Origin of the sequence: Crenalkalicoccus roseus, from assembly GCF_004761865.1 — a bacterium.
In the GTDB taxonomy this organism is placed as follows: Bacteria; Pseudomonadota; Alphaproteobacteria; order Acetobacterales; family Acetobacteraceae; genus Crenalkalicoccus; species Crenalkalicoccus roseus.
Genome location: NZ_SJDM01000036.1, coordinates 1 through 16836 on the forward strand (window position 1 = coordinate 1; position 16836 = coordinate 16836).

18 protein-coding genes and 1 pseudogene are annotated in these 16836 nt (G+C 75.6%); 1 reads left to right on the plus strand and 18 read right to left on the minus strand.

What is annotated here, in order from left to right; genetic code table 11:
• From ET526_RS16615 to ET526_RS16695, 18 genes and pseudogenes are all read right to left on the minus strand, one after another.
• Positions 1–406, minus strand: a pseudogene (locus ET526_RS16615) (hypothetical protein); the annotation flags it as partial.
• Entirely contained in the window at positions 403–990 is a 588-nt protein-coding gene (locus ET526_RS16620; protein WP_135469101.1) for a Maf family nucleotide pyrophosphatase, read from the minus strand. The pseudogene ET526_RS16615 and the gene ET526_RS16620, both read right to left, overlap by 4 nt.
• 19 nt (positions 991–1009) lie before the next feature.
• Positions 1010–1228, minus strand: a complete 219-nt coding sequence (gene infA / locus ET526_RS16625; RefSeq protein ID WP_092956859.1) for a translation initiation factor IF-1 — start codon at positions 1226–1228, stop codon at positions 1010–1012.
• Positions 1229–1386: 158 nt separating this feature from the next.
• Positions 1387–2688, minus strand: a complete 1302-nt coding sequence (gene hisD, locus ET526_RS16630) for a histidinol dehydrogenase (protein ID WP_135469103.1) — start codon at positions 2686–2688, stop codon at positions 1387–1389.
• Positions 2685–3410 (minus strand): ATP phosphoribosyltransferase, encoded by a 726-nt coding sequence (gene hisG / locus ET526_RS16635; RefSeq protein ID WP_135469105.1) that lies wholly within the window; start codon positions 3408–3410, stop codon positions 2685–2687. Before hisG ends, hisD begins: the two co-directional genes overlap by 4 nt.
• A 48-nt stretch (positions 3411–3458) precedes the next feature.
• Positions 3459–4730, minus strand: coding sequence for a UDP-N-acetylglucosamine 1-carboxyvinyltransferase (gene murA, locus ET526_RS16640; protein ID WP_135469107.1), 1272 nt, complete (start codon positions 4728–4730; stop codon positions 3459–3461).
• Positions 4731–4748: 18 nt separating this feature from the next.
• Entirely contained in the window at positions 4749–5303 is a 555-nt protein-coding gene (gene dcd, locus ET526_RS16645) for a dCTP deaminase (RefSeq protein WP_135469109.1), read from the minus strand.
• A 192-nt stretch (positions 5304–5495) separates the two neighbouring features.
• Positions 5496–5672 (minus strand): hypothetical protein, encoded by a 177-nt coding sequence (locus ET526_RS21550; protein WP_192898710.1) that lies wholly within the window; start codon positions 5670–5672, stop codon positions 5496–5498.
• Positions 5673–5703: 31 nt separating this feature from the next.
• On the minus strand, positions 5704–6522 hold the full coding sequence (locus tag ET526_RS16650) for an SDR family NAD(P)-dependent oxidoreductase (RefSeq protein WP_135469111.1): 819 nt from the start codon (positions 6520–6522) through the stop codon (positions 5704–5706).
• A gap of 43 nt (positions 6523–6565) precedes the next feature.
• Positions 6566–7807, minus strand: a complete 1242-nt coding sequence (arsJ, locus tag ET526_RS16655) for an organoarsenical effux MFS transporter ArsJ (protein ID WP_192898711.1) — start codon at positions 7805–7807, stop codon at positions 6566–6568.
• Between the two features lie 4 nt (positions 7808–7811).
• Positions 7812–8855, minus strand: coding sequence for an ArsJ-associated glyceraldehyde-3-phosphate dehydrogenase (locus tag ET526_RS16660; protein ID WP_135469115.1), 1044 nt, complete (start codon positions 8853–8855; stop codon positions 7812–7814).
• 21 nt (positions 8856–8876) lie between these two features.
• Positions 8877–9728: a metalloregulator ArsR/SmtB family transcription factor gene (locus ET526_RS16665; RefSeq protein WP_135469117.1), complete on the minus strand. Its 852-nt coding sequence runs from the start codon at positions 9726–9728 to the stop codon at positions 8877–8879.
• A gap of 60 nt (positions 9729–9788) precedes the next feature.
• Entirely contained in the window at positions 9789–10952 is a 1164-nt protein-coding gene (locus ET526_RS16670) for a GGDEF domain-containing protein (protein ID WP_135469119.1), read from the minus strand.
• Positions 10953–11151: 199 nt separating this feature from the next.
• Positions 11152–13092: a glycoside hydrolase family 15 protein gene (locus ET526_RS16675; RefSeq protein WP_135469121.1), complete on the minus strand. Its 1941-nt coding sequence runs from the start codon at positions 13090–13092 to the stop codon at positions 11152–11154.
• An 83-nt stretch (positions 13093–13175) separates the two neighbouring features.
• Positions 13176–13667 (minus strand): flavodoxin family protein, encoded by a 492-nt coding sequence (locus tag ET526_RS16680; protein ID WP_135469123.1) that lies wholly within the window; start codon positions 13665–13667, stop codon positions 13176–13178.
• Positions 13668–13860: 193 nt separating this feature from the next.
• Positions 13861–14388 carry a response regulator gene (locus tag ET526_RS16685; protein WP_135469125.1) on the minus strand — a complete coding sequence of 176 codons (528 nt, stop codon included), beginning with the start codon at positions 14386–14388 and terminating at the stop codon, positions 13861–13863.
• Complete coding sequence (locus tag ET526_RS16690) at positions 14385–15479, minus strand: sensor histidine kinase (protein ID WP_135469127.1); 1095 nt, start codon at positions 15477–15479, stop codon at positions 14385–14387. The genes ET526_RS16685 and ET526_RS16690 overlap by 4 nt, the downstream gene beginning before the upstream one ends.
• A complete protein-coding gene (locus ET526_RS16695; protein ID WP_135469130.1) occupies positions 15466–16002 on the minus strand; it encodes a methanogen output domain 1-containing protein in 537 nt (178 codons plus the stop codon). Before ET526_RS16695 ends, ET526_RS16690 begins: the two co-directional genes overlap by 14 nt.
• 394 nt (positions 16003–16396) lie before the next feature.
• Here ET526_RS16695 and ET526_RS16700 point away from each other — a divergent pair, with 394 nt between their 5' ends.
• Positions 16397–16828, plus strand: coding sequence for a hypothetical protein (locus tag ET526_RS16700; protein ID WP_135469132.1), 432 nt, complete (start codon positions 16397–16399; stop codon positions 16826–16828).
• The last annotated feature ends 8 nt before the right edge of the window (positions 16829–16836 follow it).

The window sequence follows — 16836 nt, forward strand, 5'->3', positions numbered from 1 at the left end:
GCGCCGCCGAGGGGCCGCGCGCCAGCAGCCGCGGCGCGCCGGGGGGCGCGGCGGCGGCCAGCGCCGCCTCCGCAGCGGCCAGCCGGGCGGTGACGCGCGGCCCCTTGCCGCCCTGGGCGGCGCGGGTCACCCGCACCGGCAGGATCATCCCTTCCTGCACCGCGCGGGCGAGCGGCAGCCGCTCCCGGCTCGCCTCCGTCTCCGGGAGGAAGCCGGTCTCGCCGCCGGCGAGCGCGACGAAGGCGCCGGCCAGCGCCGGGGCGAGGGCGGTGACGCGGGCGCGGTGCAGGTCGCCCACCCCGTCCGGGCGCGCGGGGCGCTCCACCCAGTATTCCAGCAGCATGTCGCCGCGCAGCAGCGCCACGCGCAGCTCGCCGGGGGAGGCGCCGGCCAGGATGCGGATCACGGCCGGAGCCAGCCGGCGCCGCGCAGGAGCTGGGCGGTCTCGAACAGCGGCAGGCCGACGACGTTGGACCAGGAGCCGGAGAGGAAGCGCACGAAGGCCTCGGCCCGCCCCTGGATGGCGTAGCCCCCCGCCTTGCCGCGCCATTCGCCGCTGCCGATGTAGGCCTCGATCTGCGCCGGGGTCAGGCGCTGGAAGGCGAGGATGGTCTCCACCAGCCGCGCGCGGTGGTGGCCGTCCGGGGTGCGCAGCACCACGCCCGTGCTCACCCGGTGCCGCCGGCCGGAGAGCAGGGCGAGGCAGCGCCGCGCCTCCTCCTCCGTCTCCGCCTTGGGCAGGATGCGGCGGCCCACGCCCACCACCGTATCGGCGGCGAGCACCAGCGCCCCGGGCGCGGCGGCGGCGGCGGCCTCGGCCTTCTCGGCCGCCAGGCGGGCGGCCAGGTCGCGGGGCAGCTCTCCCTTGCGGGGCGTCTCGTCGGTGTCGGTGGGAAGGACGCGATCGGGAACCACGCCGATGCGCGCGAGAAGCTCGAGCCGGCGCGGGCTGGCCGAGGCCAGCACGAGCGGCGGCCGGGAGGCGGTCATGCGCTCGGGCGGGCGCGCGTCACTTGAAGCGGAAGGTGATGCGGCCCTTGGTCAGGTCATAGGGCGTCATCTCGACGTTGACGCGGTCGCCGGCCAGCACGCGGATGCGGTTCTTGCGCATCTTCCCGCTGGTGTGGGCGAGCACCATGTGGTCGTTGTCGAGCTTCACGCGGAACATCGCGTTCGGCAGCAGCTCCACCACGGTGCCGCTGAACTCGATCATGTCTTCCTTCGACATAGGGATCCTTGCGTCCTGCGCGGCGCGCGGCGGTCACGCCGGGCCCGCGCCGGGCGCAGGGTTCGGGCGTGATCCCAGGGCGCGCCCAAGGGATTGACGTGATGGCGGGAAGATGATCCCCGCCCCCCAGCGGGTCAAGGACGCGCGCGGCCGCGCCCTCATGCGTTCGCGTCCGGAAGGCGCGCCGCGACGCTGCGGGCATGGGCGTCGAGCCCCTCCGCCCCGGCCAGCGTCACCGCCGCCGGGCCGATCGCGGCGAGCCCCTCGGCCGAGGCCTCCACCCAGGTGGTGCGCTTCAGGAAGTCGAACACCGAGAGGCCGGAGGCGAAGCGGGCGGTGCGCCCGGTCGGCAGCACGTGGTTCGGGCCCGCCACGTAGTCGCCGAGCGCCTCCGGGCACCAGCGGCCGAGGAAGGCGGCCCCGGCATGGCGGATGCGCGCGAACAGCGCCGCCGGGTCGGGCAGCATGAGCTGCAGGTGCTCGGGCGCCAGGCGGTCGGCGAGCGCCGCGGCCTCCGCCCAGTCCCGCACCAGGATGATGGCGCCGTGGCGCCGCCAGCTCTCCCCGGCGATGGCGGCGCGCGGCAGGGTGCGGAGCTCGGCCTCCACCGCCGCGGCGACGGCCTCGGCGAAGCCGGGATCGTCGGTGATCAGGATGGACTGCGCCGCCTCGTCGTGCTCGGCCTGGGCCAGCAGGTCGAGCGCCACGTGGCGCGGGTCGTTCGCGGCGTCGGCCAGCACCACCACCTCCGAGGGGCCGGCGATGGCATCGATGCCGACGCGGCCGAAGACCTGGCGCTTCGCCTCCGCCACATAGGCGTTGCCGGGGCCGACGATGCGGTCCACGGGCGCTATCAGCGCCGTGCCCCAGGCCAGCGCCGCCACCGCCTGGGCGCCGCCGATGCGGTAGATCTCCCCCACCCCGGCGCGGCGCGCGGCGGCGAGCACCAGCGGGTTCAGCGCCCCGCCCGGCGCGGGGACGCACATGGCGATGCGCGCCACGCCCGCGACCCGCGCCGGGATCGCGTTCATCAGCACCGAGGAGGGGTAGGCGGCCTTGCCCCCCGGCACGTAGATCCCGACCGCGTCGAGCGGCGTCCAGCGCATGCCGAGCGTCAGCCCCGCCGGGTCGGGCAGCGCGAGGTCGCGCGGCATCTGCGCGGCGTGGAAGCGCTCGATCCGCTCGGCGGCGAGGTCGAGCGCGCGGACGAGCTCCGGCGGGGTGGCGGCCAGCGCCGCCTCCACCTCCGCCTCGGTCACGCGCAGCGAGGCGGCATCGGCGGGGGCGTGGCCGTCGAGGCGGGCGGTGTGTTCGAGCAGCGCCGCATCGCCGCGGGCGCGCACATCGGCGATGATGGCGGCCACCGCCTGGTCCACCCGCGCCGTCGTCTCCCGCGCGCTGTCGAGCAGGGCGGCGAAGCCTGCCGCGAAGCCGGGGTCGCGCGTGTCCAGCCGGATCATGCGCCGGCGCCCCGCCCGCCTCCGGGCAGGGAGGCCAGCGCCGCGCGGAAGCGGGCGATCCAGGCGCCGATCTGCTCCGGCCGCGTCTTCAGCGCGGTGCGGTTGACGATGAGGCGGGAGGTGACGTGCGCGATCACCTCCCGCTCCACCAGCCCGTTCGCCTTCAGGGTGGAGCCGGTGGCGACCAGGTCCACGATCAGCCGCGACAGGCCGAGGGCGGGGGCGAGCTCCATGGCGCCGGAGAGGGAGACGATCTCCGCCTGCACGCCACGGGCGGCGAAGTGGCGGCGGGTGATGTTGGGGTACTTCGTCGCCACCGTGACGCGCGACCAGCGGCTCGGGTCGTCCGTCCCGGCCAGCGCCGCCGGCTCGGCCACGCTCACCCGGCAGCGGGCGATGCCGAGGTCGAGCGGGGCGTAGATCTGGTCGTAGTCGAACTCCATCAGCACGTCGGCGCCGCAGACGCCGATCTGCGCCGCGCCATGGGCGACGAAGGTGGCGACGTCGAAGGGCCGCACCCGCACCATGTCGAGGCCGGGATGGTTGGTCTCGAAGCGCAGGCGGCGGCTGTCCTCGTCCATGCAGTCGGGGGCGGGGACGATGCCGGCGCCGGCCAGGACCGGGCCGAGCTCGGACAGGATGCGGCCCTTGGGAACGGCGAGGATCAGGGTGCCGGCCTCCGCCGGCGGCGCCGCGGGGGCATTGGGGATCGGCAGGTCCATGGAGCGGACTAGCACCTGTCCTCGCGCCGGGAAAAGCCCATTTCCGTGTCAGCCCGGCAACCGTTCGATGTCGGCGCCGACGGCGGCGAGCTTCGCCTCCACCCGCTCGTAGCCGCGGTCGAGGTGATAGACCCGGTTCACCACCGTCTCCCCCTGCGCCGCGAGGCCGGCCAGCACCAGGGAGACGGAGGCGCGCAGGTCGGTCGCCATCACCGGCGCCCCGGACAGGCGCGGCACGCCGCGCACGATGGCGGAGGCGCCGTGCACGTTGATGCGCGCCCCCATCCGGTTCAGCTCCGGCACGTGCATGAAGCGGTTCTCGAAGATGGTCTCGGTCACCATCGCCGCCCCCTCCGCCACCGCCATCAGCGCCATGAACTGCGCCTGCATGTCGGTGGCGAAGCCGGGGAAGGGCTCGGTCATCACGTCCACGCCGGCAAGCCCGTTGCGGCGGGAGACGCGGAGGCCCTCGGCTGTCTCCTCGACCACGACGCCCGCCTCCTGCAGCGTCTTCACCACCGCGCCGAGGTGCTCGGCCTGCGCGCCGCGCAGCAGCACGGCGCCGCCGGTGATGGCGGCGGCGCAGGCGTAGGTGCCGGCCTCGATCCGGTCGGGCAGGATCTCGTGCGTCGCCCCGGCCAGGCTCTCCACCCCCTCGACGACCAGGCGCCCGGTGCCGATGCCCTCGATCCGCGCGCCCATGGCGGCGAGGCAGCGGGCGAGGTCGCCGATCTCCGGCTCGCGCGCGGCGTTGACCAGCTCGGTGCGTCCCTCGGCGAGGGTTGCGGCCATCAGCAGGTTCTCGGTGGCGCCGACCGAGACCTGGGGGAAGAGGATGCGCGCGCCGCGGAGCCGCCCCCGCCCGCCGCGCGGCGCGCGCGCCTCGATGTAGCCGCCGTCGAGGGTGATCTCCGCCCCCATCAGCTCGAGGCCCTTGAGGTGCAGGTCCACCGGCCGGGTGCCGATGGCGCAGCCGCCCGGCAGGGAGACGCGCGCCCGGCCGTGCCGCGCCAGCAGCGGGCCGAGCACGAGGACGGAGGCGCGCATCCGCCGCACCAGGTCGTAGGGCGCCTCGAGATGCGTCGCCGCGCCGGAGAGGGTCATGGTCCGCGCCGCGCGGTCGTGCTCCGCCCGCAGCCCGAGCAGCTCCAGCAGGCGGCGCATGGTGGCGATGTCGGCGAGATCGGGCAGGTTGCGCAGCACCAGCGGCCCGTCGGTGAGCAGCCCCGCGGCCATCAGCGGCAGGGCGGCGTTCTTGGCGCCGCCGATCGGGATCTCGCCCTCGAGCGGCCGCCCGCCGCGGATGCGGATGCGGTCCATGCGCCCGCGCCCCCTCCCTCAGAGCCGCGGCAGCGCGACGCCGCGCTGGCGCATGTACTTGCCGGCGCGGTCGGCGTAGCTCACCTCGGGCGGCGCCTCGCCCTTGAGGAACAGGAACTGGCAGATCCCCTCGTTCGCGTACACCTTGGCGGGCAGGGGGGTGGTGTTGCTGATCTCGATCGTCACCTGCCCTTCCCATTCCGGCTCCAGCGGCGTGACGTTCACGATCAGGCCGCAGCGGGCATAGGTGGACTTGCCGAGGCAGATCACCAGCACGTCGCGCGGGATGCGGAAATACTCGACCGTGTGCGCGAGGACGAAGGAGTTGGGCGGGACGATGCACACCGCGCCGCGGCGGGTGACGAAGCCCTTCTCGGAGAAGTTCTTGGGGTCGACCACCGCGTTGTCCACGTTGGTGAACACCTTGAACTCGTCGGCGACGCGGGCGTCGTAGCCGTAGGAGGAGAGGCCGTAGGAGATCGTCCCCTCCCGCCGCTGCGCCTCGACGAAGGGCTCGATCATGCCATGGTCGGCCGCCATCCGGCGGATCCAGCGGTCGGGCATGATGGTCATGGGCGGTGTCGGCCTTCGGCGGGGCGGGCACGCCCCGGCGGCGACTCAGCGGCGCGCCCCGAAGCGGGCCGCCGGTCTAGCCCAGGCCGGGGGCGGCGGCAACGGGCCCGCCGGGCGCGGGCGCCGCTCCGCGAACCGGTCCGAGGCGCGGAGCCCTTCCCTTGCCGCGGCCACGAAGGGGCGGAGGCGGCCCTACCCCTCCCCCTCGCCGGGCCGTTTCGCGGGCGGCGCGGCGCCGGCGCGGGCGCGGGACTGCGCCTTGCGGCGGCGCAGATTGGCGCGCAGCGCCGCGGCGAGGCGCGCCTCGCGCTCCGCCGTCCGGCGGCCCTTCGGAGGGGCGGGGGGCGGGTCCTGGGGCGGGCGGCTCATGCCCCGCAGGTGCGCCGCCCGCCGCCCCGGGTCAAGGCCGCTGCAGCCGCCGGAGGGCGGGCAGCAGCAGCGCCCGCGGCACGAGCGGCGCGCCGAGCGCCGCGACCCAGGCCATCGCGTCGGGCAGCACCAGGCGCCGGCCGCGGCGGAAGCCGCGCCAGCCGCGCTCCGCCACCGCGCGCGCCGAGGCCTTGGGCATGTGGCGGAACAGCGCGGCGCTGCGCGAGCCGGCGCGCTCCATGAAGGGCGTGTCCACCGGCCCCGGGCAGAGGCAGGTGACGGTGACGCCCGTGCCCCGCGTCTCCGCCCACAGCGCCTCGGAGAGGGAGCGCAGCCCGGCCTTGCTCGCGTAGTACATCGCCATCCCCGGCCCGGGCAGGAAGCCGGCGACCGAGGCGACGTTCAGGATGCCGCCCTCCCGCCGCTCCAGCATCGCCGGCAGGGCGGCGAGGGCGAGGGCGGCGGCGGCGCGCAGGTTGAGGTCGAGGATGCCGAGCTGGCGCCCGGCATCGAGCGCGGCGGCCGGGCCGATGAGCCCGCAGCCGGCGTTGTTGACCAGCACCGAGCAGGCGAGGCCGCGCCCGGCCAGCGCCTCGCCCAGCGCCGCCGCCGCCTCCGGCGCGGCGAGGTCGAGCGGCAGCGGATGCGCCGCCGGCCCGCCCGCCGCGGCGATCTCCGCCGCCAGGGCGCGCAGCGGCCCGGCCGAGCGGGCGACGAGCACGAGTTCCCTGCCCTCCCGCGCCGCGATCCGCGCCAGCTCCGCCCCGATGCCGGAGGAGGCGCCGGTCACCACCACGGCGGGGCGGCCCCGCGCCGGCCAGGGCGGCGATCCTGTCGGCTCCTCGCGCATGGCGCTTCGTGGCGCGCGGGGCGGGGGCGGTCAACCGCCCGCCCTACCGGGCGGAGGCGGGGCGCGCCGCGGGCAGGGCGAGGCTCGCCGCCCAGCAGGCGGCGAGCATGGCGGCGGATCCCCAGAGGCAGGCCGGAAGGCCGCCCCACTGGTAGAGCAGGCCCGAGAGCAGCGTGCCGATGAAGCGGCCGGCGGCGTTGGCGGCGTAGTAGAAGCCCACATCCTCCGCCGCCTTCTCCGACCCCGCATAGGCGAGCACCAGGTAGGAGTGGACGGAGGAGTTCACCGCGAAGGCCACGCCGAAGGCCGCAAGCCCGGCCACCACGACGAGGTCGGCGCGCAGCCCCTCCATGCCGGCGGCGAGCGCGAGCGCCGCCGTGACCAGCAGCAGCAGCAGCGACCACAGCCGCGCCGCCGGCACCTCCGCCGCCAGCCCGTCCGGGCTGCGCCGCACCAGCGCGGGCGCGGCCGCCTGCACCGCGCCGTAGCCGATGGTCCAGAGGGCGAGGAAGCCGCCCACCATGGTGAAGCTCCAGCCCGAGGCGTAGAGGAACACCGGCAGCCCGACCACGAACCACACGTCGCGCGCGCCGAACAGGAACACCCGCGCCAGGGCGAGCAGGTTCACGCCGCGGCTCTTCGCGAACAGCTCCCGCGCCGAGCGCGACGCCTTCGCCTTGCCCATCAGCGGCGGCAGGGAGGCGAGCACGCCGGCGAGCACCAGCGCCAGCGCCCCCGCCATGGCCCAGAGCGCGCCGCGGAAGCCGAGCGTCTCCAGCAGCAGCCCGCCCAGGAAGAAGCCCGCGCCCTTCATCGCGTTCTTGCTGCCGGTGAACCAGGCCACCCAGCGGAACAGCCGCCCCGAGGCCTGCCCGGCCGTCAGCTTGATCGCGGACTTGCTGGCCGTCTTGGTCAGGTCCTTGGCCACGCCGCAGACCCCCTGCGCCGCCACCACCCAGGCGACGGAGAGCGCCGCCGTCCATGCCGGGGAGACGGCGGAGAGCATCAGGAAGCCCGCGATCTGCGTCGCCAGCCCGACCGCCAGCATGCGCGCGATGCCGAAGCGCGTGGCGAGCCAGCCGCCGACGAGGTTCGCCCCCACCCCCGCCGCCTCGTAGAGCAGGAACAGGAAGGCGAGGGCGAAGGGGGAGTAGCCGAGGCGGTGGAAATGCAGCAGCACCAGCATCCGCAGCGCGCCGTCGGTCAGGGTGAAGCCCCAGTAGGCGGCGGTGACGATGGCGTAGTCGCGCGTGCCGGCGGCGGGCAGGGCGGCGCTGCTGCTCATCGGCTCAGATCCCGACGCTCCCCATGTGGCAGGCCAGGTCCACCATGCGGCAGGCATAGCCCATCTCGTTGTCGTACCACGCATAGACCTTCAGCAGCGTGCCGTCGGTGACCATGGTGGAGAGGCCGTCCACGACGGCGCTGCGGGTGTCGCGCGCATAGTCGGCCGACACCAGCGGCCGCGCCTCGAAGCCGAGGATGCCGGCGAGATCGCCGGCCGCCGCCGCGCGGAACAGCGCGTTCGCCTCCTCGGCGGTGGTCTCGCGCCGAAGCTCGAACACGCAGTCGGTGAGGGAGGCGTTCAGCACCGGGGCGCGCACGGCGTGGCCGTTCAGCCTGCCCTTCAGCTCCGGGTAGATGAGCGCGATCGCCGTGGCGCTGCCCGTGGTGGTGGGCGAGAGCGAGAGCATGGCGGAGCGGGCGCGCCGCAGGTCCTTGTGCGGCGCGTCCACGACGACGTTGGTGTTGGTCGGGTCGTGGATGGTGGTGATCTGGCCGTGGCGGATGCCGATCGCCTCGTGCACCACCTTCACCACGGGCGCGAGGCAGTTGGTGGTGCAGGAAGCGGCGGTGACGATGGGATGCCGCGCCGGGTCGTAGAGGCGGTGGTTCACGCCGACCACCACGTTCAGCACCGAGGGGTCCTTCACCGGCGCCGCCACGATCACCCGCCGCGCGCCGCGCCTCAGATGCCCCTCCAGCGCCTCGGGCGAGAGGAACTTGCCGGTGCATTCCAGCACCACCTCCACGCCGAGCTCGCCCCAGGGGATCTCGGCCGGGTGCGGATGCTCGGAGAAGGTGAGGCGCCGGTCGCCGATGCGGATGGCGCCCTCCCCCTCGGCCGCGATCGGCGCGCGCCAGCGGCCCTGCACGCTGTCGAACTCCAGCAGGTGCGCGCAGGCCGCGGCGCCGCCCCTGATCTCGTTGAGGTGCACCACCTCGAGGCGGTTGCCCCGGCGCGGATCCTCCTCCGGCCGCTCCGCCGCGCCGAGGGCGGCACGCAGCGCGAGGCGCCCGATGCGGCCCATGCCATTGATGCCGACGCGCATCTCCCGGTCCTCCCTCATTCCTCAGCGCGCCATCGCGTGCGGATCGGCGAGCTCGTCCAGCCGCGCCTTCAGGGCCAGGCGGTCCAGCGCGCCGAAGGGCAGGCTGACGAAGACCTCGAGCCGCCGGCGCAGCCCGGCGTAGAGCTCGTTGAGCAGCGTCGCGCGCTCCGCCGCGGCGCCGGCGAATTTCGCCGGATCGGGCAGCGGCCAGGCGGCGGTGAGCGTGGTCGCGCCGAAATCCGGGCAGGCCTGCCCCGCCAGCGTGTCGCAGAGGGCGATGACGAAATCCATGCGCGGCGCGTCCGGGCCGCAGAACTCCTCCCAGGATTTCGAGCGCAGGCCGGAGACCTCGTGGCCGAGCGCCTTCAACTGGGCAAGCACCTCGGGCAGCGGCCCCTCGGGCGAGGGCGCGGAGCCGGCCGAGAAGGCGCGGAAGCGCGCCGGGGCAAGGCGGTTCAGGATCGCCTCGGCCATGATCGAGCGGGCGGCGTTGCGGGTGCAGAGGAACAGCACGTTGAAGCTGGCGGGCGGCATCGCGGTCTCCACGGCGGGGTCGAGCAGCCGGTGCAGGTCGCCGCAGCGGGCCGGCTCGCCGCCGCAGCAGGCCTCGGCCAGGAAGGCGAGGAGCGCGCGCAGGCGCGCGACCTGCGCGGCGTAGATCAGGCTGCGCCCCTGGCGCGTGGCGGCGACCAGCCCCGCCTGCTCCAGGGCGCGCAGATGGAAGGAGAGGGTCGAGGCCGGCACGCCGAGCCGGCCCGCGATCTCCCCCGCCGCCATGCCGCTCGGTCCGGCGGCGAGCAGGGCGCGCAGCAGGTCGAGCCGCGTCGGCTGGCCGAGCGCGGCGAAGGCGAAGGCGGCGCGATCGGTTTCCATATTTTCAGTATAATGGAAATGTCGGCCGCCGCCATGACACTTCCATGACGTTTCGCGCGGTCAGCCCGGCGCCCGCTCCGGAAGGGGCCGCAGCGCCTCCGCCGCCGCCAGCAGCGCCGCCGCCCGCGCCGCCGCGCCCCCCGGATGGTCCGCCGGCGGGGCCATGGCGATGCCGCAGCGCGGCAGCAGCGTCACCGGCCCGGCCGGGGTCTCCACCGGCGCGGCGGCGAAGGCGCGCTGCAGGCGAAGGGCGACCCGCTCCACCTCCGCCCGCCCCAGTCCGGGCAGGAAGACGCTGCACTCCGCCTGCCCCGTCCGGCACACCAGGTCGCCGCGGCGCAGGCTCTCCACCAGGCGGTCCGCCGCGCCGAGCAGCGCCGCATCGCCGACCCCCTCCGGCCAGCCGGCACCGCCGAACCACAGGACGAGAAGGCCATGGCCGCGGTCCCGCCCGCCCTCCCGCGCGGCGGCGCGGCAGAGCGCCTCCTCCGCCGCCAGCGCCAGGGTGCGGCGGCCGGGCAGGCCGGTGAGGGCATCGGCATCCGCCGCGGCCTCCACCCCGTCCCGACCGGCGGCGGGAAGGGCCGGGGCGCGCAGCAGCACCGCCAGATGGGCGATCCCGCCCGTCGCCGGGTCGCGCAGCGGCAGGATCCGCTGCGCGACCCGCCGCGGCGCCCCGGCGCGGCCGGGCAGCAGCGCGCCGCGCTCGACCGCCCGGCCGGTGCGCGCCACCCGCTCCGCCACCGCGGCGCCGCGGGGGCCGAGCAGCGCCGCCAGCTCCCGCCCCCGCAGCGCGTCTGGCGCGTGGCCGGTCAGCGCCGCGCAGGCGGCGTTGGCATAGACGATGCGCGGGCCGGGCGGGATGAGCCGCGCGGTCGCCACCAGCACCGCGTCGCTGACCGCGCCGAGGGCGGCGGCGAGCACCGGGGCGAGCGCCGCCTCCGGCAGGTCGGCCCCGTCTCCGGGCCGGGCGGCGGCGGCGCGCAGGGCCGCCAGCGCCGCCCTCGACAGCGAGGCGTCGAGGCCCTGCGCCTCCAGCCGCGCGACGCGCAGCGCGAGGCTGGCCTCGTCGAAGACGCTCTCGCGGATCTCCCGCATCGCCGGCGTGCCGTCCTCCCCGGTGTCGAGGCGCCACTCAGGCACCGCCAGGTGGAAGACGGCCAGCCCGTGGCCCGTCGCATCGGTGCGGATGCTGAAGCCGGCGAAGGACTCGGCCTCGGTCACAGCGCCCGCCGGCCTCGGCCGTCGGCCGGTAGAGCCGGGCGGTCCGGCGCCGCGAGAGGGCGAAGACGCCCCGGAGTGTCATGCATGGGCTCGTCCCGTGCTGGCCCGGCTTCCGGGCAGGAGGCGCTGGAGGATTTTCTACCTTCAGTAGTATCCTCTGCACGGCCATGCAACCAAATACCCGCGGCGCGATCGTCGCTCAGCCCCCGTTCCGGTGCCCCTCGCTGCGGTTGCCGGCCATGCGCCGGCCACGGTCGGCATGGGTGCCGCGCACCGCCTCCTTCCCGCCATTGGCGTAGAGCTGCAGCAGCAGCGCCGACTGCACCAGGCCGAGATGGGTGAAGGCCTGCGGGAAATTGCCGAGGAAGGTGCCGTCCGCCGCCATCTCCTCCGGATAGAGGCCGAGGTCGTTGGCGCGGGCGAGCAGCGCCTCGAAGCGCTCGCGCGCCTCCTTCTCGCGGCCGAGGGCGAGCAGGGCGTCCACCAGCCAGAAGGCGCAGACGAGGAAGCTGCCCTCCTTCCCCGGCAGCCCGTCCTCGGTGCGGTAGCGCCAGACCAGCGGCCCCTCGCCGAGCTGCTCGATCACCGCATCCACGGTGCGGGCGAGCGTCGCCTCCTCGATCGGCAGGTTGACCATCGGCGCCACCAGCACCGCCGCGTCCGTGGCGTCGCACCCCTCCTCCATCACCTGGCGCAGATAGCCGCCCTGGGGATGGATGCCCTGGGTGCGGATGTCCTGCAGCAGCGCGCGCTCCGCCTCGCTCCACGTCTCGCGCGGGCCGAGCAGGTCGCGCGCCCGGTCGAGCGCGGCCCAGGCCATGATGGCGCTGTGCACATGCCGCCGGGGCGGCAGGCGGGGCTCCCAGATGCCGTGGTCCGGCTCCCGCCAGTGTGCGGCGACATGGTCGGCGAGCGCGGTGGCGAGGGCGCGCAGCTCCGCATGATCGCCGTCGCAGGCGCGGACATGGAAATGGATCAGGTCGAGGAGCTGGCCATAGACGTCGAGCTGGTGCTGCTCGGCGGCCTCGTTGCCGAAGCGCACCGGGCGGCTGCCCATGTAGCCCTCCGCCTCCTCGACGATCCTTTCCTTGATGTCGGTGCCCGCGTCCACGGCGAACAGGGGCGGGATGCGCGGCAGCGTGTCCTCGGCGGCGCAGGTGAGGAAGCGGAAGAAGCTCTCCGTCTCCTCGAGCAGGCCGAGCTTCTGCAGCGCATAGAGCGCGAAGGAGGCGTCGCGCGGCCAGCAGTACCGGTAGTCCCAGTTGCGGCAGCCGCCGATCTCCTCGGGCAGGGAGGTGGTGGGGGCGGCCACCATCGCCCCGGTCGGGTGGTAGATCAGCAGCTTGAGCACCAGCGCGCTGCGCAGCACGGCGGCCCGGTAGGGCCCCTTGTAGGGAATGCGCTCCACCCAGCCGCGCCAGTAGGCGTGCGTCGCCTCGGCGAGGGAGCGCGCGGCCTGCGCCGGATCCTCCACTGCGGCATCGGCCGGGGCCAGCACGAAGGCCCGCCGCTCGCCCGCGCGCAGCGTGAACTCCGCCGCCGCCGTTCCCTCTTCCGCGGGGCCGTGCAGGGCGAGGGGCATCTCGGCATGCAGGGTCGGGCAGCCCTCGGCCAGGGCCGCGCGCCCCTCCCGCTCCAGCCGCAGCGCCGGCGCGCCGTCCGGGTCGAAGCCGCGGATCGGGCGATGGGCGATGCGCATCCTCACCGCGCCCTCCTTCCCCTCGGCGAGGCGGATCACCCAGCCGGCCGGCCCCGCCACCCCGCCTTCCTGCATCCCGATCGGCATCAGGTCGGTGACGGTGACGCGCCCCTCCGCGGTCTCGAACGCCGTCTCCAGCACCGCCGTGCCCTCGCAGTAGCGGCGCCGCACGCCGCGCACCGCCCCGGCCGGGCGCAGCAGCAGGAAGCCGCCGCGGCGGCGGTCGAGCAGGCGGGCGAAGGAGGGCGGGGCGTCGAAACGGTCGAAGCAGCACCAGTCCACCGAGCCGTCGCGCCCGACCAGCGCCGCGCCGTGGCAGTCCCCGATCAGCCCGTAATCGCGGATCGGCAGGAAATCCCGCTCGGCCTCACGGCCAAGTGGCGGCAAGGCCGGCAGGCCCGGATCGCCGCCGCTCGCGCTTTCGGTTGCGGGATCGCCCATGTCGCCTCCTTCCGTGCCGCCGGGTCCTTGCGCGGGCGAACGCGCCGATGAGGGCGCCGTTCACCGCCTGCCGGCGCGTACCCTCAGAAGATACCCATCGCCAGCCCGGCGGCGAGCGCCGCGCCGACCTCCTCGCAGCGGGCAAGGTCCTCGGGCCGGATCGTCTTCGGCGCCAGGATCGCCTCCGGCGTCTGAGCATGGGTGAGGACGATCAGCGGCTCGGCCACGGCGCGGAGCCGCCAGCCGGTGGCGATGCGCTCGATCTGGCGCACGGCGCCGCGCCCGTCGCTGCCGGCGCAGACCAGCACCGCGTAGGGGCGGCCGGCGATGCGGTCGAGCGCCGGGTAGTAGGTGCGGTCGAAGAAGTCCTTCATCAGCCCCGCCATGGCGGCGAGGTTCTCGGGCGTGGCGAAGATGTAGCCCGCGGCGCCGAGCAGGTCCTCCGGCCCGGCCTCGGGGGCGCGCAGCAGGCGGGCGCGCAGGCCAGGCTCGGCGGCGGCGCCGCGCAGCGCCGCCTCGGCCATCTGCCGGGTGCCGCCGGTCATCGAGTGGTACACGATCAGCAGCGTCCTCATCCCCGCCCCCGGCCGGTTCACGCCTCCCCCGAGCGGCTCCGCCGCGCCGGCGGCGACCGGGCGGGCTCCCAGAGCCGACCGGTTCACGCCCCCGGAGCGGCTTCGCCGCGCCGGCGGCGACCGGGCGGGCTCCCAGAGCCGACCGGTTCACGCCCCCGGAGCGGCTTCGCCGCACCGGCGGCGACCGGGCGGCCTACCCACGGCCGGAAGGCCCACGGCGCCGCGCCTCCGCGAGCGCCAGCCGCACCGCCGCGACCACCTCGGCCTGGGTATAGGGCTTGGACAGCCAGCCGAGCGGCGAGGCCGCGGCCTCGCCGCGAAGACGAGTGGCGGCATCGGCATGGGCGGTGGCGAACAGGCTCGGGATGCCGAGTTCGCGCCGGATCTCGGCCGCCGCCTCGATGCCGTCGCGGCTGCCGCCGAGCCGGATGTCCATCAGCACGAGGTCCGGCCGCTCCGCCCGCGCCAGCGCCAGCGCGTCCTCCGCCGTGGCGGCCACGCCGACCACCCGGAAGCCGGCGTCGGTCAGCGCATCCTCGGCGTCGAGCGCGACGAAATACTCGTCCTCGACGATCAGCACGCGCGCGCCGGTGGCCAGCGACTCGACGCCGCCGCTCCCTTCCCTGGCGCGGACCAGCCCCGGCCGGAGGCCGGCCGAGGAGCGGTGCGGCGCGAGGGCGGCGCCTGCCGCGCCGCGGGCAGATGGGACGGAAGCGATCATGCCAGCCGCCTCTCCTCTCCGGTTCCTGCCGCCTCGCCGCGGCGGTCGCGGAAGCGCAGCACGCAGCGCGCGCCGCCGGCCTCGCCGCGCCCGATGGCGAAGGCGGCGCCGAGCTGGCGCGCCAGCCCGCGCACCAGGCCGAGGCCGGAGGCGCGGCGGAGCGCGCCGGCCTCGGGCTCGAAGCCCGGCCCCTCATCCTCCACCGCAAGCTCGATGGCGCCGTCCTCGGTCCGGTCCAGCGCCACCCGCACCAGCCCGGGCGAGCCATCCGGCCGCACGCCGTGCTTCAGCGCGTTTGCCAGCAATTCGTTGAGGATGAGTGCAAGCGGCACGGCGGCGTCGTTGGGGATCTCCACCGGCGCCGCCGCGACGTGCAGGCGCTCGCGGGCGCCGGCCGATTCCATGACCATGGCGCCGAGCCGGCCGACGATCTCCTCGCCCCGCACGCTGTGCAGGCTGCCTTCCAGGTAGAGCATCTGGTGCACCGCCCCGACGGCGGCGAGGCGCCGCTGCGCCTCCGCCAGCACCGCCGCCGCCTCCGGGCTCGCCGCCTCGCGGCGGGCGGCGGCGAGCATCCCGGCCAGCATGTGGATGTTGTTCTTCACCCGGTGGTGCAGCTCGCGCAGCAGCAGGTCGCGCTCCCGCACCGCCTCCTCCAGCAGTGCCTGGACGCGGCGGCGGTGACGCACCTCCTCGTTCAGCTCCCGCACCTGCCGCGCCAGGGCGGAGAAGCGCTCATCCCCCGTCTCCGCCAGCCGCAGCAGCAGCCGCCCCGGCCTCCCCTCCGCGGGCGGGACCAGCAGGCAGGCCTCGCCGCGGAACCGGACCGGCTGCCCGGCCGCGTCGCGCAGCGTCACCGCGCCCGGCAGCGGCGCGCGCGAGCCGGAGGCGCGGCGCAGCCATGCGCGCAGGCGCGCCGCCTCCTCCGGCGCGGGGCAGAGCCCCTCCAGCGCCGACGCCCTGAGCCCCGGCCCGAATCGGGCCTCCGCCGCCCGGTTGGCGAAGGCGATGCGCCCCCCCGCCCCGAGCATCAGGCAGGGCTCCCGCAGCACCTCCAGCACAACCGTGGCCGGCGGGTCAGGCGGGTTCATCGCGGCGGAAGTATTCGCGGAGGGCGGGATGCGCGTGCTCGGCCGGGCGCAGATGCACCACCACCCGGCATTCCGGGTAACCCTCGGCGATGGTCCGCTCCAGCGCCACGCCGGCATAGCCCAGATTCTCGGCCGTGATGGCGCCGAAGACGTTGGAGGTCATCATGCAGAGCGAAGGCCGGCCGCGCACGAACTCCCCGAAGGGGCAGGCGCGGTTGCCGAGGACGATGCGGTCCTCCGTCTCTTCGATCACGAAGAAGTCGCCCTGGATGCGCCGCTTGAGGTCCACCAGCACGGCGGCGACCTGCTCGCGCGACAGCCGCTCGACCTGCAGCGCCTGGCGGTAGGCGCCGTTGATGTGCTCGCCCATGGCGGCACCGACGACGCTGACATAGCCCGAGGCCTCTTCCAGGCCGACCACCTCCTGCAGCGTGCCGGCGAGCTCGCGCAGCAGCCGGCGCAGGAACACGTCCCGCTCGAGGGGGACGGCCCGCGCCGCAAGGTCCGACGATGCTGCCTCCATGACCGACCGCTGCTCCTCTGCCCGGCGCCGCCCCGCCAGCGAGTAGGCCCGGCCGCGGACGGGAGCAAGACGGGGAACGATGCCCGTCCGTGCCGGGCCGCACAAGGGCGCGTGCGCGAGGCCCGCTCGCGGGGCGCGACGCCAATTCTCCACCTAGGATTGTATATCCTTGCGACGCCTCCCGTGCTGGTGTAACTCCTGGGCGAGCAGGAACGCCGGCCATCAACCCCGCGTCGCATCGCGCGCCCGTCCCCGGCGGGGACCACCCGCCCGAGCCGGCGGCCGCGCGACCAGCGCCCCCGTCGCGGCAGCGCCGCTGCCGCGCCGCCGGGTCGCGCCGCGGGGCGGCATGTCCCGGCCGCATTGCCACCCGAGATGAGCAGAGGGCGCGTAGATGATCAAATTGGGCGTCGGCATTTTTCCCAACCCCACCGGCAAGCAGGCCCCGGCCTTCCACAGCGGCTGGTCGGCCACCGATCCGGGCGGCTTCGTCTGGATCGAGGACGCCTCGGCCGACCTCCTGCTGGAGATGCCCCCGGCGCTCGCCGACATCCTGTTCGAGATCGACTGCTTCCCGGTGGAGCTCAGCGCCCCCTCGCCGCAGCGGCTCACCCTCTTCGCCAACGGCCAGTTCATGGGCGCGCGGCTGCTGCGCCAGCGCACCACCCTCACCTTCCACCTGCCGCGCGAGGTGGTGACCACCCGCCAGCTCCGCCTCTCCCTGCTGCCCGGCATGGTCGAGATCCCGAAGCTCGCCGGACGCAACTCGGACGAGCGGGCGCTCTCGGTCGGCGTGTTCTCCGTCTGCCTGCGCAGCGCCACCTGACCGCCGCC